We start from the raw sequence: 18,132 nt of genomic DNA, 5'->3' as shown, positions 1-18,132 counted from the left end.
CCTTGGTCGGGCTTTTTTTTCGCCGCTTGTTTTCGCCGTTTTTTTTGCCGCTTATTGCTGCGCGCCACTTGCCTGGAAGGCGGCGGGATTATCGGTAATCCGGCGCTGGGTCATATGAGCATTCCAGTCGACGTCGCCCGGCTTCGATACCGGCACCGGCACCGGCACCGGCATGCTTGCACGCGTACTGACATTCGCGCGCCGCTGCTGCGCGGCCCAATCGAGCAATGCGGCCCGCTCGGCTGAATCCTGCGCGGACGATTGCGATGCGCCCCATTCCGGTTGCTCCGGTACCGAAGGACGCGCTGGCGAAACGATGGAATGGCTCAATGCAGTTTGCTGCTCGATTTGGCTCTGTGTGATGGGCACGATAGCGACCGGACGATCGGTTTTTGCAAGGCGGTTCGTCACGGCGATATGGCGGGGCGCGCGGCCGGAAGGCTGCGGCTCCGCCCGCTGTAATAAGCGCATTGGTTCAGCGCGATGCGCGCTTTGGCGCAACGGGTTCGCTACGGAAGGCGCGCTCTGGACGATCGATTGCGATGCTTCCGTCGCCCGTGCCGACGCTTTGACCAGCCGTGATTGCACTTCTGCTAGTGAACGAGCTGGGTCAGGGCTCGCATGTACCGCCGTGGCAGGTCCTCTTGCGGCTGTCGTGAGCTTGTCGGCGGCGTCGTGCGTGGAGCAGGTCGCCAGCAGCCAGGCGAGCACAATGCTGCAACCCACGAAAATGGTGGCGCCGAGTACACGGTCTGAACGGGACGAACGTGGACGTACGTTGTCCGCTTCAAGGTAACGCCGGGCTTCAGCCAATTGCTCGTCGAAACGATTGGAATGGTCAGACCGCTGCGGCAACTTGTAGAAGAACAGGAACTTGGCGTTCGACGGAAGTCTGCTGCGACGGTTTGCAGACGCCGTATATCTTGGCGCGCCAGGGATTGCCCGTTGCGGTGCGCGTGGCTCCGAGCTGGAGGTCAGCCGTCGCCCCGAGCCGAAAGGCGGCGGCAAACCCGCGAGCGGGCGCGAACTGGGCAGCGCCAGATCGCCCGCGATCAAGGCTAGCGGCCTGTTCATGGTCTGCCGCCCCGGTGTGCATCGCGCCTTGCTTCGAGTTGCGCGATCAAGGTTCTGGTACGTGCTGTGAGCGCATCGATTGAAGCGGCATTGTGCTCAGGGAGCAGCAGACTCGCGTGCCGCAACGCTTCCATCAGACTCTGTGCGCCGACCAGACCCACGGCTCCGCTCAATCTGTGCAGCAAACCTGGCAGACGGGCCAATTCGCCTTTCCGACGCAGATCGCAGAGACGGCCGAGGTCGTCATGCATCGCTCGACACCAGCCGTCCAGAAATGCGTCGAGATCGATGCCTTCTTCTGCAAGCGCGTCGAGATAACGGCGCTCAAAGGGCTCAAACGGTGGCAAGGGCTCAGATGGTTCAAAAGAAGCGCTAAAGTTTCTGGTGGCATGCCGCGAGGCATCACGAGAATCACATGGCTGTACATCACCGTCAGCCGGCTGCGCGGATTCCCCAGCGGCGTGAGCAGAGACTTGCGTTGACCGCTGGTGTTCTACTTTATCGGCATCTTGCCCCCGCTGCCCGAGGCCGGCGTTTTTCCTGTCATGCAAGCTCGTTTTTTTCATGGCCGCAACATCTAGTCGATCAGCTTGTGCAACGAAGCGAACTCAATCAATGCTGCCAGTGACGACAGCCCGAGTTTCTCCTGGATGCGGCTTTTGTAGGTACTCACTGTCTTGTCGCTGATAAACAGCGCATCGCCGATTGCCTTGTTCGACATGCCTTTCGAGAGCATTTGCAAAATCACGAGTTCCTTGTCGGAAAGCAGCATGATTCTGCCCTCTTCACCGCTCGGTGAGCCTCCCGGTGCAATGCTCGCGCCGTTCGGTGCCACCGGAAAAACCGTATAGCCCGCGAGCACCGCTTCCACGCCGCGCATGATTTCCTTCATCTCCTGCGACTTGCCCACGAAACCGTGAACGCCGGAGCGCATCGCACGCGGCGCGAACGTGGCCGGGTCGTGCCCCGACAGCACGATCACGCGGATCGGCGGATGCACGAGTTTGAGGCGCGGAATGACATCGAGCCCGCTGATGCGCGGAATGTCGAGATCCAGTATGGCAAGGTCCGGCTTGTATTGCCGGGCCATTTCGACAGCGGTCTGGCCGTTGTCCGCCTCGATCACGTCTTCCACAGAAAGCAACTGCATTAGCTGCAATCTCACGATCATGCGGAACGCAGGGTGGTCGTCGATAATCAGAATAGTTGACATGTGTTGCATTTCTCCTGAAAAACTTCCGTTGCCGGTTGGGACTGCCTGACGGGTGTCCGCCGTTGTTCTTTTTCTGACCGCGATATCCATCCGCGAGGCAAAGGCACCTTAGGAATCGGCTACCAGTTCGATCTCCACGCGGCGGTTTGGCGCGAGGCATCGCACCATGTCGTCGCGCTTCGTTTGCCGGCAGTCAGCCAGTTGGTTCGCACCGCCCTGGCCACGGATCGCGATCGGCAATGTGACGCCGCGAGCGCGCAGGTAGCGCGCCACGGTTTGTGCGCGTTGCAAGGACAAGCTCTCGTTATGTGCGTTGTCGCCGAGACGGTCGGTGTATCCGGTGATGTTTAGCTCGCGAACTCCGCGAACCGTTTTGAGACCGTGTGCCACCGCATCGAGCTGGCGTCTGCCCGCGGGCAGCATTGCCGCATCGTTACCGCCATTGAAACGGAATAGAGAGTCGGCGCGCAGCATGACTGCTTTGTGCAACTTTCCAGTCGGCGCCGCTGCACTCGCCTGTACGTTCTGCTTGCATTGCAGCGCCGTTTGCGCCGACTTGCGCAAGTTATCCTGTACATCAGGCAGACGCTTTTCAGCATTTGAGAAGCTCCGCATCCATGCGTCGTGACCCGCTTGCATCAGCTCGACTTCGGCGCACGCGAGCGGCTGTTGCGCCTCGCGACAAGAGGCAATGGCGGGATCCGACTTGATGGTATTGACGATCTTCCAAAGATCGGGACGCACCGTGGACACAGTGCGTAGCGCGGGGTTAGCAGCCGATAGCGACGTGCCGTTTTCTAGACCCATGGCGATCGTCGCTGCCTGGCCGGTTGCCTCTTCGACGAAGCCCCAATGGTCGCCGGCCTGCCGTGCCTGTTGACCGGCGTCGATCCAGCATTGGGCCTTCGCGCGAAAGTAGCCGTTCTGTTCCGGCGGCATCCGATTGAGCCGCGCTTGCAACGATGCGAGCGCGGGACCGCCGCTCACGACGGGTGCGTAGGTGTCGACCCATTGCGGGTTAGCCGCGCCTGCCGCCTCGTCTTGCGAGGCGCCAATGCCGGATTTGAGCAGGGTGGAGTCTTCGATGCCGAGCCGTGCGCGCGCGGCGTGGTCCGCGCAAGCTGTTAGTGTCAGCGCACACACAAGCACGGTTAGCGGGGTTTTCATTAGATGTCTGCGTCGTGCGCATCTTCTTATCGAGAGATAAAAGTATGACGAGACGCAGAAGCCCGCGGAATGGGATGAATCTTAGAACGATGTCATGAGTTGTTGATTGTCATGCTCCATCAATAAAGTTCGTGATACGCATTAACCGGCACTCAAGCTCTGACCGCCCGCGCCGCATTGCGACCGCGCAGCCATTCGAGCGCGAGCAACAGACACGTCGAAAAAACAATCAGGATGGTGGCGAGCGCAGCAATAGTCGGGCTGATGTTCTCGCGGATGCCGGTGAACATCTGCCGTGGCAGCGTCGTCTGATCTGCTCCCGCGAGGAATAGCGTCACCACGACTTCATCGAACGAAGTCGCGAACGCGAACAGCGCGCCCGAAATCACCCCCGGTGCAATCACCGGCAACGTGATGCGGAAGAAGGTTTTCACCGGATTCGCACCGAGCGACAGGCTCGCGCGCACGAGGTTGTAGTTGAAACCCTGCAACGTCGCGGCCACGGTCGTCACGACAAAGGGCACGCCGAGCGACGCATGCGCGAGAATCAAGCCGATGTAAGTATTGGCGAGCCCGAGCGGCGCAAAAAACAGATACATGCCGACGCCAACCACCACGACCGGCACGATCATCGGCGAAATGAGGATCGCCATGAGCAAGCCCTTGCCACGGAAGTTCGCTTTCGTGAGTCCGATCGCCGCGAGCGTGCCGAGCACAGTCGCGACCACGGTCGCGGACGGCGCGACGATAAAGCTATTCTTAGCCGCCATGCGCCACTCGTCAGACGCAATCAGATTTTGATACCAGCGCAGTGACCAGCCCGGAATCGGATACACCAGAAATGTACTCGACGAAAACGACAGCGGCACGATCGCCAGGACGGGCAGAATCAGATACAGCAGCGTGAGCACGGCAAGCGCGCGCAACGTGAAGTACCACGCGCGCTCCACGAAAGACGTGTGCGGCGCGAACAGGGGCTTGGCAAGTTTCATGTCGATAGGCTCCGTTCAGCCAAGGCTCAGCGACGAACGCGTGAAGCGCCCGTAGATCACGTACAGCACGAGCGTGGCGGCAAGCAGCAGGCCGCCGAGCGCGCACGCCATGCCCCAGTTGATCGTCACGTTGGTGAAGTACGCGACGTAGTAGCTGACCATCTGGTCGTTCGGGCCACCCAGCAGCGCCGGCGTGATGTAGTAGCCGATCGCCAGAATGAAAACCAGCAACGCGCCCGCGCCGATGCCCGGATAAGTCTGCGGCACATACACGCGCCAGAATGCGGCGAACGGATGACTGCCGAGCGAAATGGCCGCGCGCTGATAGGTCGGCGGAATCGACTTCATCACGCTATAGAGCGGCAGGATCATGAACGGCAGCAGAATATGCGTCATCGAAATGTAGACGCCGGTACGGTTGAACAGCAGCGCGAGCGGATCATGCAGCAATCCGCTGCCGACCAGCGCCTTGTTCACGAGCCCTTCGCTTTGCAGGATCACGATCCACGCGGCGACGCGCACGAGGATGGATGTCCAGAAGGGGATCAGCACGAGAATCATCACCAGATTCGCGCGACGCTCGGGCAGTGTCGAAATCCAGTAGGCGAGCGGATAACCGAGCAGCAGCGCAAAGAGCGTCACGGCCGCGCCGATTACGAAGGTGCGGCTGAACACGCTCAGATAAATTTGTTGATCCGGATCGGTCGCAATGATGTGGCCGAACGCGTCCTGCTTGTGGTCGAGCGAGGCGAGCAGGTAGAACGGCGAATAAGGACTGCCGTTTTTGGCGATGGCTTGCCAGTACGCGATGTCGTTCCAGCGTTCGTCGAGTTCGGCGAACTTCGCGCGAAATTGCGCCGGGGTCAGTTGCAAGGGCTTGCTGTTGTCGTCGACGAACGGCATCGCCCGCGCCGACTTCGCGACCAGCGAGCGATAGCCAGGAATTTCCACGTTGAGCCGTCGCGCGAGTGCACCCATGCCGTCGCTGTCCGCGACCGCCGTGAGGTCGGTCGCCAACGCGGCGTAGGCGGCATCCGGCGGCGGCGTCTTGCGATCCCACGAACTCAAGGCGCTCAGCGTATGCGGCAGCGCGTTCACGACTTCCGGATTCTGCGCTGCGCGCGTCAGCAACGCGCCAATCGGCACGACGAAGATCAGCAGCAGGAAAATTGCGAGCGGCGCAACCAGCAGCAGCGCCATGGCGCGCTTTCTGGATTCCGCGGCCTTCAGTTCGCGCTTGAGCCGGCCCGTTGATTCCTGCGTCGAATCGGCGGCGATCGTCATCGTAGTCACACCCGTCTCCTACTTTCGCGGCATTGCTCGAACGAGCGCGCGCGTTCCCATTGCACCGATACGGCGCGGCCTTGCTTACTGCAAAACCGCGCCATCAAACTCCACGACTTACTTCGAAGCCCACGACGAAAAACGCTGCTCCAGCTCGTCGCCATGGTCGGTCCAGAACGACAGGTTCTGCAACACAGCGTTCTTGCCGTTGGCCGGCGAGTTCGGCAGATTGGCGAGCGTCTTTGCGTCGAGCGCCTTGATCGCTGCCACGTTCACCGGACCATAAGCGATGTGGTGCGCGTAGTCCTGCTGCGGCTTCGACGAAAGCGTATACGCGATGTACTTCTCAGCCAGCGCCTTGTTCGGCGTGCCCTTCGGAATCGCCCAATAGTCGAGGTCGTAAATGCTGCCGTTCCACACGACTTTCAGGTTCTTGCCTTCCTTCTGCGCGGCATCGATGCGGCCGTTATAGGCCGTGGACATCACCACGTCGCCCGCCACCAGGAATTGCGGCGGCTGCGCGCCCGCTTCCCACCACTGGATGTTCGGCTTCAGCTCGTCGAGCTTCTTGAACGCGCGGTCCTGGCCTTGCTTCGTCGCGAGCACCTTGTAGACGTCTTTCGGCGCGACGCCGTCGGCCATCAGCGCGAATTCGAGGTTGTAGCGCGCGCCCTTGCGCATCGCGCGCTTGCCCGGGATTTTCTTCACGTCCCAGAAGTCGGCCCAGCCGGACGGCGCGGTTTTCAGCTTGTCGGCGTTATATGCGAGCGCCGTCGACCACACGAAGAAGCCGACGCCGCAAGCTTGCGGTGCTTCCGGAATCAGATCCGACTTCTTGCCGATCTTCGACCAGTCGAGCTTTTCGTACAGGCCTTCGTCGCAGCCGCGGCCGATGTCGCCCGATTCCACTTCCACCACGTCCCAGTTCACATGCTTGGCCTCGACCATCGCCTTGACTTTGGCTTGCTCACCGTTGTATTCGACAGCGGTCACCTTGCTGCCGCTCTGCGACTCGAACGGCTGGTTGAATGCCGCCTTTTGCGCGTCCCCGTTTGCACCGCCGAAATTGACAACTGTCAGTTCGGCTGCATTGACTTGCACGGCGCCCAGCGCGAGCGCGACAGCACCGACAGCGATGGCGCAGCGCGATTTCCCGATCTTGCTCATGGTGTGTTGCTCTCCTTTCGTGGTGTTTTCCGGCTCAGTGATGCGACTTTGTTATGTGCTGCTGACTGCTCTGCTTCGTGCAATGATGCGCGCGTTTCACGCGATCAAGCCCCCGCGAATACCCGCAGATGTTCCGGCGCAAACTCAAGCGCGACGGGCGCGCCGGGCGCGAAGGCATTGAGCGCGTCGGTGCCGAGCGGCACCTTGACGAAGCATTCGTCCTGTTGCGGCAAGCCGCAGCGCATGCGCACGTGGTCGCCGAAATAGATGAGTCCGCGCGCTTCGCCGCTGAGCGCGTTGGCGCCGGGCCGCGCCGCGCCGTTGCCGTGACTCGCGAGCTTCATGCGTTCGGGCCGGATGCACGCGACCGCCGGCGTGCCCGCCCGCGCGCCGCCGATGTTGCGGCCAGTGAGCCGCGTACCGTCGACCAGGTGAAACTCGCAATACTCGCCGTCCACATTCGCGATCGTGCCGCGCAGCTTGTTGCTGTCGCCGATGAAGTTGGCGACGAACTCGTTGCACGGCGATTCGTACAGACGGTCCACGGTATCGAGCTGCTGCACGATGCCTTTATCGAACACAGCAACGCGATCGGACATGGTCAACGCTTCGCCCTGATCGTGCGTGACGTAGACGAACGTCACGCCGAGCTTCTCGTGCAGCGACTTCAGTTCGTACTGCATGTGTTCGCGCAACTGCTTGTCGAGCGCGCCGAGCGGTTCATCCATCAGCACGAGTTTGGGCTCGAACACGAGCGCCCGCGCAAGCGCAATGCGCTGCTGTTGTCCGCCGGAGAGTTGCGCCGGGTAACGCTTCGCAAAGCTCTCCATGCGCACCATCTTCAGCGCGTTATTCGTGCGATGCGCGCGCTCTTCCGCGGAGAGCTTACGCACCGTCAGCGGATACGCGACGTTCTGCTCGACGGTCAGATGCGGAAACAGCGCGTAGTTCTGAAACACCATGCCGATGTTGCGCTTGTGCGGCGGCACCGTATTGAGCAACGTACCGTCCAGCCAGATCTCGCCGCCGGTGGGAAATTCGAAACCCGCCAGCATCATCAGACAGGTGGTTTTGCCCGACCCCGACGGCCCGAGCAGCGTCAGGAACTCGCCCTGATAGATGTCCAGATCGAGTTGTTTGACGACCAGCGTTTCGCCGTCGTACGTCTTGCGCACACCTCGAAAGCTGACGATCACTTCATCCGTTTTCATCGCCGTAGTCTCCTCTGCGGTCCGGCCGGCTGCCCATGCGAAAACAGCGGGCTTGCATCAATTGCGTGGCCCACTATAGACCGTTACGGTTCTACAATATGGAACCATTTCATTATTCCGGATAGAACCACTTGGACACGATCATCTTGTCGGATTGGCTCGCCGCCAGGCTCGATCGCGCGGCTGCCGAACCGATCTACCGGCAGACCTTGCGGCTGATGCAGCAGGCGATCCTCGCCGGCCAGTTGGCGCCGGGCACCAAGCTGCCCAGCTCGCGCATGCTCGCGGAAGATTTAGGCATCGCGCGTAATACGGTGCTGCATGTATACGATCAGTTGACGGCCGAAGGATATGTGATCTCGACCACCGGCAGCGGAACCTATGTCGCCGACACGCAGCCGGACAGCGCCGCCGTCAACGCGCGGCGCAAGCCGGCGGTCGTGGCTGTCGACGCGCAAGGCAAGCCGGTGGCGGCTCCCGGCAAGCCGGCAAAGCGCGATCTGGACGATCTGTCGAGCCGCGGGCGGCGTCTCATCGGTCAAGCCGGCGTGTCCGCGAAACAGTGGGGCGCGTTCATGCCGGGGGTACCCGACGTGTCGGAATTCCCGGCACGAACCTGGAGCCGCCTGCAAGCAAGATTGTGGAAAGAAGCGAACCCGGATCTGCTGACGTATGCGCCCGGCGGCGGCTATCGTCCGCTGCGCCGCGCGTTGTCCGACTATTTGCGGGTCGCACGGTCGGTGAATTGCACGCCGGATCAGATCATCATCACTACGGGTATTCACCAGTCGATCGATCTGGCGGTGCGCCTTCTGACCGACGTCGGCGACCGCGCGTGGGTCGAGGAACCGTGTTATTGGGGCGCGCGCAGCGTGTTGCAGTCGTCGGGCATCACGCTGGTGCCCGTGCCGGTGGACGACGAAGGCCTCAATCCGCGTGAGCAGGATTTGCAGCAGCCGCCGCGTCTCGCGCTCGTCACGCCGTCGCATCAGTATCCGCTTGGTATGGTGATGAGTCTCGCGCGCCGCCGCACGCTGCTCGAATATGCGCGCCTGCACAACGTATGGATTATCGAAGACGATTACGACAGCGAGTTTCGCTACGGCAGCCGGCCGCTTGCGTCGCTGCAAGGACTCGACGACGCCGGTCAGGTGATCTACGTGGGCAGCCTCGGCAAGATGCTGTTCCCCGGCTTGCGCATGGGCTACATGATCGCGCCGGAGCATCTTGTGGATACGTTTCGCACGGGCGTGGCCGAGCTTTATCGCGAAGGTCAGTTGATGCAGCAGGCGGTGATGACCGACTTCATCATGGACGGCCATCTCACGTCGCACGTCCGGCGTATGCGTGCGTTATATGGCGAGCGCCGGCAGATTCTGATCGACGCGATCACCGCGCGTTTCGGCAATGAACTGCCGGTCATGGGAGACGAAGCCGGTTTGCACCTGGTGCTCGGCCTGCCGGATCACGCGGACGATCGCGCCGTGACGGCGGCTGCGTTCGCCGCCGGCGTGATTGTGCGGCCGCTTGCCACCTACTACAACAGCGATCCGCCGGCGCGACGTGGACTGCTGCTCGGCTACGCGTGCGTGCCCAACGAAAAAATTCGGCCCGCGTTCGACACGCTCGCGCGCGTGATCGAGCAAACCGCGCTGAAGAAGCCGACGCGCGCCGCCTGAGCGTAATGGTCGCAACGCTTGCCACGCTCCCGGCGGTAGCTGCAAACGGTCACGCCGCCTCGCTCACTTCAGCCCGAAATCGACTCGCGTGGTCGCGCCTTTGTCCTTGATGCCGTCGGCGCTGAGTTTGGGCGCGACGATAAACACGCGGCTGCTGTCGATCTTGCCTTCCAGGTACTGCTGCACGCTCTGCGCCCGCAGTTGCGCGAGCTGCCGCAAGCTGGCGTCGTCGATGGGCGCGTTGGCGGCGAGCGCGTTCTTCATGTCGTCGTCGGGCAAGCTCTTCGTCAGCCCAACAATATTGCGCGGCTTCTTGAAGTCCGCGGCCTTGTAGGCCTTCGTCAGATACTTGTCGTATTCGTTAGGATCGACAGTAACGTTCGACAAATCCACGCTCTGCCCGTTGCCCACCACGTCCTTGATCTTCTGCTGCTTGACGAGGCGATCCACATACCGCGTGCGCAACGCCGGCTCGTCGATCTTCGGGTCGACGCGGCCAATCAGATCCATTCTGATCGACGGCTTGTCGGCCAGCGCCTTCACGATCGTATCGAGCTTTTTGTCGTCGGCGTCCGTCAGTTGCGCCGAGCCCGGTTCGAATTCGACGTAACCCAACTCCTCGCCACTGCCGCCGAACGCGTTGGCAATCAGTGAGAACGGCGCGGTCACCGCCTTTTGGAGCAGATTGAGCACCGCATGCCAGATCAGCCCGCCAATGCTGAATTCTGGATTCGATAACGAACCCGACACCGGCAGATTCACGTCGATTTCGCCGCGCGAATTTTTTAGCAGCGAGATCGCGAGGCGCACCGGCAGTTTTGTCGCCGTGTCGTTTTCGACGTGATCGCCGAAGGTGAGCTGATCGATGAACAGGTGGTTGTCCGCATTCAGCTGATCGTTTTCCAGCTTGTAGTGAAGATCGACATTCAGCTTGCCCTTGGTGATCGGATAGCCCGCATATTTCGCGGAATACGGCGTGAGGTTGGTCAGCTCGATGTCGTGCGCGCTCGCGGTCAGATCGAGCGCCGGCTTGGCGATCAGCGGGTTGACGGTGCCGCGAATCGACAGCGGACCATTGGCCGCCACTTTGGCAGCGATGTCCACCGGTGCGGACGTGGTCGACTGCGTGCCAAACGCGCCCACCGTGCCCTGAATGCCGACGAGGTTCGCGGTGAAGTTCGGCTTGACGAAGTTATCGGTGTACGTCACGCGGCCCTGCTGCAACACCAACTGGCCGAAGTGCAGCTTGACCGGGCTCTGCGGCGGCGTGGCGGCCGTCACCGTCGCGGGTACGGCGGGCGACGCTTGCGCGGATGCAGATGCAGTTGCAGGCGCGGACGCCGACGCCACCACGGGCACCGACGCGGCAACGACAGCCGACGCCGTCGGCGGCGTCAACGGCACGGGTTCCGCGCCGCCCTTGTCGTGCTTGTCACGCGTGAGCGACTGTGCCGCGCCGCTTTCATGCGCGACGACGTCGTTCAGATTGAGCTTGCCTCGTGCGTCCAGCAGCACGCGCCCGTAGAACTTCGTGAAAGTGACGCGCTCCGCGTCCACCGACGTGCCGCGCTCGTCGTAATCCGCTTTCAGCTTCGACAGCGCGAGCGAACGCCATCCGGCGAACGGGTCCGAGGTCGCCTTGTCGAGCATCCGCACGTCGACGAGCGCCACGTCGCCGCGATAGCTCGCCTTCAACGACTTCGCCTGGCTCAACGCCAGATCGCCGCTCGCATTGAGCAGCGCGCTCGCAATTGCCGCGTTCAGCTTGCTGCCGAAGTACGGTTCGAAAGCCGCCGCGTCGAGCCGGTTCGCGTTCACCTTGACGGCGACCTTCAGCGGCGTCGCAGTGACGTCGCCCTTCAGCTCGAGTGTGCCTTTCCTGTTCAGCGTGGCTTGCAATTCGACCGGCAGCGGACGGCTCAAGTCGTCGCTGATCTGCAGCACTTTCAGTTGCAGTGGCGCAATGCCCAGTTTCACCGGCTGCGGCGTGGTGTTGTCGGTGAAATTGGTCGTCGCGTCCTTCAGACTCAGCTCGCCGACCTTGTAGTGCCATGCCGGTCCTTCGGCCTGCGCTTTCTTTGCCGCATGGATTGCGGTGCGTTGCGGCTCGGCTTCATGCGGACCGGCGAGCGACGCGAGATTGATACTGCCGTCTTTCAGGCGCTGCACGTCAACCGCGAGGCCGGTTGTGTCGACGCTCGCGACATCGGCCGTGCGAGCGTTCAGATCCACCTGCTTGACCTTCACGCTGCCCTGCGCGAGCGAAATCAGGGGCTCGTTGCTGCCACGCGCGGCCACTTTCAGCGACCGCAAGTCGAGTTGCGTATCGGCGACCATCACGGCTGCCGGCGACTTGGACCAGTTTGCGCCGATATTCGCCGTCGCGGACAGCGCGCCGTCGGTCACCTGCGCCGCGGTCGCCGTGTCGAGATACGGTTGCAGCAGCGGCAAGTTCAGTGACTTGAGATCGAGCTTCGCGCTGGCCGTTTTGGCGGCGAGCCCAAATGCGCCCGCCGCGCCGAGCGAACCGCCGTTACGCTTGAAGTCGGTATTCAGCGTGTAATGCGCGGGCGCTGTGGCGAGCGTGGAAAAATCGGTCAGCGTGACGGCGAGCTGTTCGAGCCCGACGTCGACGGGACGCGATGCCGCATCGTCACGCACATTCACTGTGCCATCGTTGAGCACGAAGCGTTTGATCGACAGATCGAGCGGCGGTGCGGTTTTTGGCGTTTCCTTTTGCGCTGCGTTTTGCGCCGCGTTCGCGCTTGATGCCGCAGCCGGCCCACTCGCCGCGCGTTGCGCCGCAGCCGGGGCCGACGCAGCCGCCGGCGCACTCGCCGATTCAGCCGCCGTTTTTGCGGCAGCCGGCGCCGGCGCGAACATCCGCTCGACGCTCAACACACCGTTCCTGTCGCGCGCCAGATTTGCGCTCGGCGCATCGATACGAATGTCGTCGAAGTGATAGATGCTCTTGAGCGGCTCGAGCGTGCGGGCAACGACATGCACCGCGCGCGCCGCAAAAAACGGCGCCTTGCTCGGGTCCTGCACGTCGACGTCATTCAGATCGACGGTGCCTGCCACGCGCAGCGACGGCGCCTCGTTGGACATCACGAAGTTGAGCTTCAGGTCCGTGGACAGCTTGCCCGCCTGTACGATCACCGGCAGTCTGGTCGGCACGTAGGAGATGAGGCGCGGCACGTCGAGCCCCTCGAAGCGCAACGACACTTCCGACTCGCGCGACGCCGCGAACGGCTTCGTCTTGCCGTCGATGGCAAGCGGACTGCCGTCGATCCGCGCGCGCAATAAAGGCTCGACGAAGATATCCGTTTTCGAAGGCAGCGTCGCGATAAACGGAATGCCGAGCTTCCATTGATCGATCACGTGAGTCGCGCCGAGCAGTTTGTCGTCGAAGGTGATCTGGCCGTTTTCGAGACGAATGTTCGACACGGAAAATTGCGTCGGCTTGCTGTCCGGCGTGGCCGGCTGCTTCGCGAATTTCTCGATCAGGTCGGTGAAATTAAAGCGCTGCGCGCCGTAGCGAACAATATGAAAGCGCGGCGAATCGAGTTGCAGTTCGTCGATGATCGGCGCTGCGCGAAACAGCGAACTCCATGACGGTCGCACGATAAGCCGCTCGATGTCGACGAAATTGCCAGCGCCGCCGCGCTCGCCGATATGCACACGGTCGGCTTCGAGTTTGAGCGTATAGGGATTGAGCGAGATGCGGCCAATGGTTGCGGGCCGGTCGAGCTGTTTACTCAGTTGCTGTTCGGCGATGTGGCGAATCAGCGGCGGCGCCGCGAAAAAGCCCAGCAGACCGAACAATACGATGAAGATCAGCAGACCTGTGATGACGCGCCGTGTGCGGCGCGACTGCGCGACGTCGCGCACGGTCTGTATGGAAGAGGCGAATGATGCTTTATTGAGGCTTGCCATGCTCGGTTTTGGGTAATGCGGCGGCAAGCCCGCCGCGAAACGAAAATCCCGCAAGCGGCAGTATAAGTCGTCAATCTTTCGTGCGATAGAAATGTAAGCGGGCCTTACACAATTGCCCGCGCTAGAGAGTCGCGTATCCGTCCTTCACTGTGGCGTTGTGACGGACACGCGCTGATTGGGATTTGACTCGCGCCGTTGTTTACTGACGCACCACGGCCGGGGGCTGCCAGGTGCCGTCGGTGGCTTGCGGCTTTGGCGCATACAAGCGCAGCACCAGTTGCAGATCGGCGCGCGGCGCCGGCAGCCAGTTACCGCTCTTGCTGCGAGCCGACGACACCGTCACATCCAGCGAACCATCGCGATTGCGGCGCGCGCCATTGCGATCGCCGACCGCCATACGCGCCGGAGCGCTTTCGCCGAGCGCGCCGTCTTTCGTATAAGCGGTGATCGACCAGAAGCCGCGCACCGGCGGCAACTGATTCGGCGCGAAGTGAATCACATAGCGGTTCGCACCGTTGAGCGCATGACCGTCGCTGTCCTGAGTAGCGACCGCGCGCACTTCGTCGTCTTTCGTGCCGATGCCGGGGTGGGCATACGCCGCGTAGGCACGCAATGCATAGTCCGGGCCGTAATTGCCCACGCCGTCGCCAAACCAGTTCCAGCCATTGCCGGTCAGCAAATTCGACGGCGGCGTCACCACGCGTTCGTGACCATCGGCGAGACCGGCTGCAATCGCGTCGGATGCGGCGGGCAGCTTTGCAGCCTCGCCCGGCGTCACGCCAAGATCGGAGAGAATTTTAAGCGCATGCGGATCGGCCGGTGTCGGCGGATTGTCGGGCAGCGCCTGCGCAAGGCGGTTGAAGAATCCGTTTGCGTCGAGTGCGGCAACTTGTGCGGCGGGTGTGCCCGATGCGCCGGCGGCAGCGGCGGCATCCGCATTGCTGCGCGGCGGCGCTATCGACGCCGAACGCGTGTCGCCCGTATAGACGGAGAGCGGCGCGACGCGAATCGCGCGCTGCAGCTTGCGAACCGCCGTCAGATCGCGCGCGCCGTTCGACTGAATGCGCACGCTGACCCAGGCATTGCGGGTCGGCACGTCGACGCGCTTCACGTTCTTCGGCAGGTCGCCCTGCCAGCCCGTTCCGACGAAGGCGATGGCTTGCGCCTTGATGCCGGCCGCGCGGGTTGCGAATTGATCGCTCGTCGACCACACCACATTGGTCCACATATCGAGCACGCGGACATCGACGTAGCGGCCCCGCGAGTCGGGCAGCGAGACGATTACCGGCTCGCTTCCGAGATCGAGCCAGCCCGTGGAATCCAGCGTATCGAGGCTCGGCTGCATCGGATTGGCCGCGCCGATGGGCGGCAACGCCTGCGCATGGCGCAGCGTATTGAGCGGCGCCCGGCCGGGATCGGTGCCAATCGCCGCGTCGCGCGCGACGCCCATCAGTACCAGCGGATAGCCGAATACATAAGAATCGGCGACTTCGTCCTTGATCCAGCCGGTGGTCTTTTGCGTCGTGGACGGCGCAGATGCGCAACCAGTAAGAAATGCGAGGCCTGCGAACGATGCGCAGGTCCAGTAACTCGTCAACAGTGCTCGGCGATTTTTTATCATTCGTTCAGTGGGCGGAACGTGCTGTCCAAAGGGAGACGTCGGCGCGAGCGCAACCGTGCTCGCGCGGTCTCCCAAAAGCCAGCGCAGCCAGTCCGCGGTCGTATCGCCGACAACATCGCGTTGTATCGTATCCTCGCTCACCAGGCAAGCGCAAAGGCGTGAATAGCGCCTTGACGTGAACGAGCAAGCCGGATTCGCACGACGACGGGCCGTTGCATGCGCGGCTTCGTCGCGCGGCTCGTCGCAAGGACGTTCTTGACCTTCCCATCATGGGAAGGTCGATACTAGGCTTCATTATGCGGCCCAATGCCGGCACGAGCCTTTCCCACCATGACCCAACTTGCCACTGCCCCGCGCTCGACAAGCGCAAGCCCGACTCACACCGCCGAACTCGAAATCGGCGGGATGACCTGTGCCTCGTGCGCGATGCGCGTCGAAAAGGCGCTGGCGAAGGTGCCGGGCGTCGCGGGGGCGTCGGTGAATCTGGCGACCGAGACCGCAAGCGTCAATCTGACCGACGCGGCTACCGGCGCCGACGCGCTGATCGCCGCCGTCAAGAAAGCCGGCTACGAAGCAGCGTTGGTCGCGCCGCCGGATGCCGCGCTGGAAACTGCCGATGGCGACTTCTCCAGCGCTTCAGAACCCACCGCCGCTGCGACTGCCGCCACTGCGACCACCGACCGCAAGCTCAGCCACGCGCGCCGCGAACTAGCGGCCGTGCTCCTCTGCGCTTTGCTGACGCTGCCGCTCGTCGTTCCGATGGCGGGCGAATGGTTCGGCGTACACGCAATGCTCCCGCCGTGGCTGCAATTCGGCCTCGCGTCGATCGTGCAGTTTGTGTTCGGCGCACGTTTCTATCGCGCGGCTTATCGGGCCGTGCGCGCCGGCGCGGGGAACATGGACTTGCTGGTGGCGCTCGGTACGTCGGCGGCATACGGCATCAGCGTGTATCAGCTGGCGGGGCATTCGGGCGACGCGATGCATCTGTACTTCGAGGCGTCGGCGGTTGTCATTACGCTCGTGCGCTTTGGCAAATGGCTCGAAGCGCGCGCCAAGCGTCAAACCACCGACGCGATCCGCGCGCTCCAGGCGCTACGGCCCGACCGCGCGCGCATTCGCGTCGGCGCGGGCGAGCGGGAAGTGCCGCTCGCGCAAGTGAAAGTCGGCACGGTGGTGATCGTGCGGCCCGGCGAGCGCGTTGCAGTGGATGGCGTGGTGCTGGAAGGCCGCACCCATATCGACGAATCGCTGATTACCGGCGAAAGCCTGCCGGTGGCCAAACAGACGGGCGACGCAGTGACCGCCGGCTCCATCAACGGCGAAGGCGCGATTGCGGTGACGACCACCGCAATCGGCGCTGAAACGACGCTGGCGCGGATCATTCGCCTCGTCGAGAGCGCCCAGGCGAAGAAGGCGCCGATCCAGCGGCTCGTCGACCGCGTCAGCGAAATCTTCGTGCCGGCAATTCTCGCGATTGCCGCGCTCACGCTGATCGGCTGGCTGATCGCGGGCTCGGGCGGCGAAACGGCGATCCTCAATGCGGTCGCCGTGCTAGTGATCGCTTGCCCGTGCGCGCTCGGACTCGCGACGCCAGCGGCGGTCATGGCCGGAACCGGCGTCGCGGCGCGGCACGGCGTGTTGATCAAGGACGCCGAGGCGCTGGAAACCGCGCATCAGGTGAATATTGTTGCGTTCGACAAAACCGGCACGCTGACGATCGGCCAACCGTCGGTGACGGCGTTCGAAGCGGTCGGCAATATCAAACGCGACGACGCGCTCGCGCTCGCCGCCGCCGTGCAGCGTCAAAGCGATCACCCGTTGGCGCGAGCCGTCGTCAAAGCGCACGAAGCGGCGGCGTCCGAAGCGAAAGCACTCACCGCGAGCGCCGCGCGCGCAATCGCGGGCCGGGGCGTCGAAGCGGACGTCGACGGCCGCACGCTGGCGCTCGGCAGTACGCGCTGGCTTCAGGAGCTGGGCATCGCGCTATCGCCGGAAGCAAAGGTGCGCGCTCGCGAACTCGAAGCCGCGGGCAACACCGTGTCGTGGCTCATGCAGCGCGGTCCGCAAGCGCCCGCCGCGCTCGCGCTGATCGCGTTCGGCGACACGGTCAAGCCGACCGCGCGGGCGGCCATCGAGCGGCTCGCGCGATTGGGCGTCGAAAGCGTGCTCGTGACCGGCGACAATCACGGCAGCGCGGCGAGCGTCGCGAACGCGCTCGGCATCGACGAATTCCATGCGGAAGTGCTGCCCGACGACAAGGCCCGCGTGATCCGCGACCTGAAGATCCGCAGCGCGGGCATCGTGGCGATGGCTGGCGACGGCATCAACGACGCGCCCGCATTGGCCGCCGCCGACATTGGCATCGCGATGGCGACCGGCACCGACGTCGCCATGCACGCGGCCGGCATCACGCTGATGCGCGGCGATCCGGCGCTGGTGGCCGACGCGATCGACATCTCGCGCAAAACCTGGCGGAAGATCCAGCAGAACCTGTTCTGGGCCTTCGTCTACAACCTGGTCGGCATTCCGCTCGCCGCGTTCGGCTTGCTGAATCCGATGCTGGCCGGCGCGGCCATGGCATTTTCCAGCGTCAGTGTGGTCACGAACGCGCTATTGCTGCGCACCTGGCGCTCCGGGTCCTGACGCCCGGGCGTCCATGTCGAGCGCAATCAAGCGCTTATGGGGCGTTGCACGATTACGGAACCCTTCCACCTTGCTAAAGAATGCGTTAAATGCGGCCGTAAACAAGACACGTTGCCGGCGAGTGCCCGTGCACTCGCCGTGCGTC

12 protein-coding genes are annotated in these 18,132 nt (G+C 63.0%); 2 read left to right on the top strand and 10 right to left on the bottom strand.

Translation table 11 applies throughout. From position 1 onward, the window contains the following. Positions 1-51: 51 nt before the first annotated feature. The 8 genes from C0Z16_RS13060 to C0Z16_RS13025 form a co-directional block, all read right to left on the bottom strand. Positions 52-1,008: a hypothetical protein gene (locus tag C0Z16_RS13060; RefSeq protein ID WP_244201227.1), complete on the bottom strand. Its 957-nt coding sequence runs from the start codon at positions 1,006-1,008 to the stop codon at positions 52-54. A 62-nt stretch (positions 1,009-1,070) separates the two neighbouring features. Beyond that, the gene (locus C0Z16_RS37400; RefSeq protein WP_146014307.1) at positions 1,071-1,640 is read right to left on the bottom strand and encodes a hypothetical protein; all 570 of its coding nucleotides are present in this window, start codon (positions 1,638-1,640) and stop codon (positions 1,071-1,073) included. An 11-nt stretch (positions 1,641-1,651) separates the two neighbouring features. Beyond that, entirely contained in the window at positions 1,652-2,287 is a 636-nt protein-coding gene (locus C0Z16_RS13050; protein ID WP_102632560.1) for a response regulator transcription factor, read from the bottom strand. 108 nt (positions 2,288-2,395) lie between these two features. Continuing rightward, on the bottom strand, positions 2,396-3,454 hold the full coding sequence (locus C0Z16_RS13045; protein ID WP_102632559.1) for an OmpA family protein: 1,059 nt from the start codon (positions 3,452-3,454) through the stop codon (positions 2,396-2,398). Between the two features lie 152 nt (positions 3,455-3,606). Next, positions 3,607-4,446: an ABC transporter permease gene (locus C0Z16_RS13040; RefSeq protein WP_102632558.1), complete on the bottom strand. Its 840-nt coding sequence runs from the start codon at positions 4,444-4,446 to the stop codon at positions 3,607-3,609. A gap of 15 nt (positions 4,447-4,461) precedes the next feature. Next, positions 4,462-5,739 (bottom strand): ABC transporter permease, encoded by a 1,278-nt coding sequence (locus C0Z16_RS13035; protein WP_102632557.1) that lies wholly within the window; start codon positions 5,737-5,739, stop codon positions 4,462-4,464. 108 nt (positions 5,740-5,847) lie between these two features. Then, positions 5,848-6,897, bottom strand: a complete 1,050-nt coding sequence (locus tag C0Z16_RS13030) for an ABC transporter substrate-binding protein (protein WP_102632556.1) — start codon at positions 6,895-6,897, stop codon at positions 5,848-5,850. 104 nt (positions 6,898-7,001) lie between these two features. Continuing rightward, positions 7,002-8,108: an ABC transporter ATP-binding protein gene (locus C0Z16_RS13025; protein WP_102632555.1), complete on the bottom strand. Its 1,107-nt coding sequence runs from the start codon at positions 8,106-8,108 to the stop codon at positions 7,002-7,004. Positions 8,109-8,239: 131 nt separating this feature from the next. Here C0Z16_RS13025 and pdxR point away from each other — a divergent pair, with 131 nt between their 5' ends. Next, on the top strand, positions 8,240-9,787 hold the full coding sequence (gene pdxR / locus C0Z16_RS13020) for a MocR-like pyridoxine biosynthesis transcription factor PdxR (RefSeq protein WP_102632554.1): 1,548 nt from the start codon (positions 8,240-8,242) through the stop codon (positions 9,785-9,787). Between the two features lie 63 nt (positions 9,788-9,850). Here pdxR and C0Z16_RS13015 read toward each other — a convergent pair whose 3' ends face one another. Then, on the bottom strand, positions 9,851-13,723 hold the full coding sequence (locus C0Z16_RS13015; RefSeq protein ID WP_102632553.1) for a DUF748 domain-containing protein: 3,873 nt from the start codon (positions 13,721-13,723) through the stop codon (positions 9,851-9,853). Between the two features lie 199 nt (positions 13,724-13,922). Then, complete coding sequence (locus C0Z16_RS13010) at positions 13,923-15,344, bottom strand: DUF1254 domain-containing protein (RefSeq protein WP_102632586.1); 1,422 nt, start codon at positions 15,342-15,344, stop codon at positions 13,923-13,925. A gap of 330 nt (positions 15,345-15,674) precedes the next feature. Between C0Z16_RS13010 and C0Z16_RS13005 the strand changes: the two genes are divergently transcribed. After that, a complete protein-coding gene (locus tag C0Z16_RS13005) occupies positions 15,675-17,987 on the top strand; it encodes a heavy metal translocating P-type ATPase (protein WP_244201226.1) in 2,313 nt (770 codons plus the stop codon). Positions 17,988-18,132: the final 145 nt, after the last annotated feature.

Source organism: Paraburkholderia rhynchosiae (assembly GCF_002879865.1).
Classification (GTDB): domain Bacteria; phylum Pseudomonadota; class Gammaproteobacteria; order Burkholderiales; family Burkholderiaceae; genus Paraburkholderia; species Paraburkholderia rhynchosiae.
This window is presented reverse-complemented; position numbering and strand designations above follow the sequence as displayed.

Excerpts from the sequence above, each read along its gene's own strand:
- C0Z16_RS37400 (WP_146014307.1), bottom strand. The coding sequence starts at position 1,640 with ATGAAAAAAACGAGCTTGCATGACAGGAAAAACGCCGGCCTCGGGCAG.
- C0Z16_RS13050 (WP_102632560.1), bottom strand. The coding sequence starts at position 2,287 with ATGTCAACTATTCTGATTATCGACGACCACCCTGCGTTCCGCATGATC.
- C0Z16_RS13045 (WP_102632559.1), bottom strand. The coding sequence starts at position 3,454 with ATGAAAACCCCGCTAACCGTGCTTGTGTGTGCGCTGACACTAACAGCT.
- C0Z16_RS13040 (WP_102632558.1), bottom strand. The coding sequence starts at position 4,446 with ATGAAACTTGCCAAGCCCCTGTTCGCGCCGCACACGTCTTTCGTGGAG.
- C0Z16_RS13030 (WP_102632556.1), bottom strand. The coding sequence starts at position 6,897 with ATGAGCAAGATCGGGAAATCGCGCTGCGCCATCGCTGTCGGTGCTGTC.
- C0Z16_RS13025 (WP_102632555.1), bottom strand. The coding sequence starts at position 8,108 with ATGAAAACGGATGAAGTGATCGTCAGCTTTCGAGGTGTGCGCAAGACG.
- C0Z16_RS13015 (WP_102632553.1), bottom strand. The coding sequence starts at position 13,723 with ATGGCAAGCCTCAATAAAGCATCATTCGCCTCTTCCATACAGACCGTG.
- C0Z16_RS13010 (WP_102632586.1), bottom strand. The coding sequence starts at position 15,344 with ATGATAAAAAATCGCCGAGCACTGTTGACGAGTTACTGGACCTGCGCA.
- C0Z16_RS13005 (WP_244201226.1), top strand. The coding sequence starts at position 15,675 with ATGACCCAACTTGCCACTGCCCCGCGCTCGACAAGCGCAAGCCCGACT.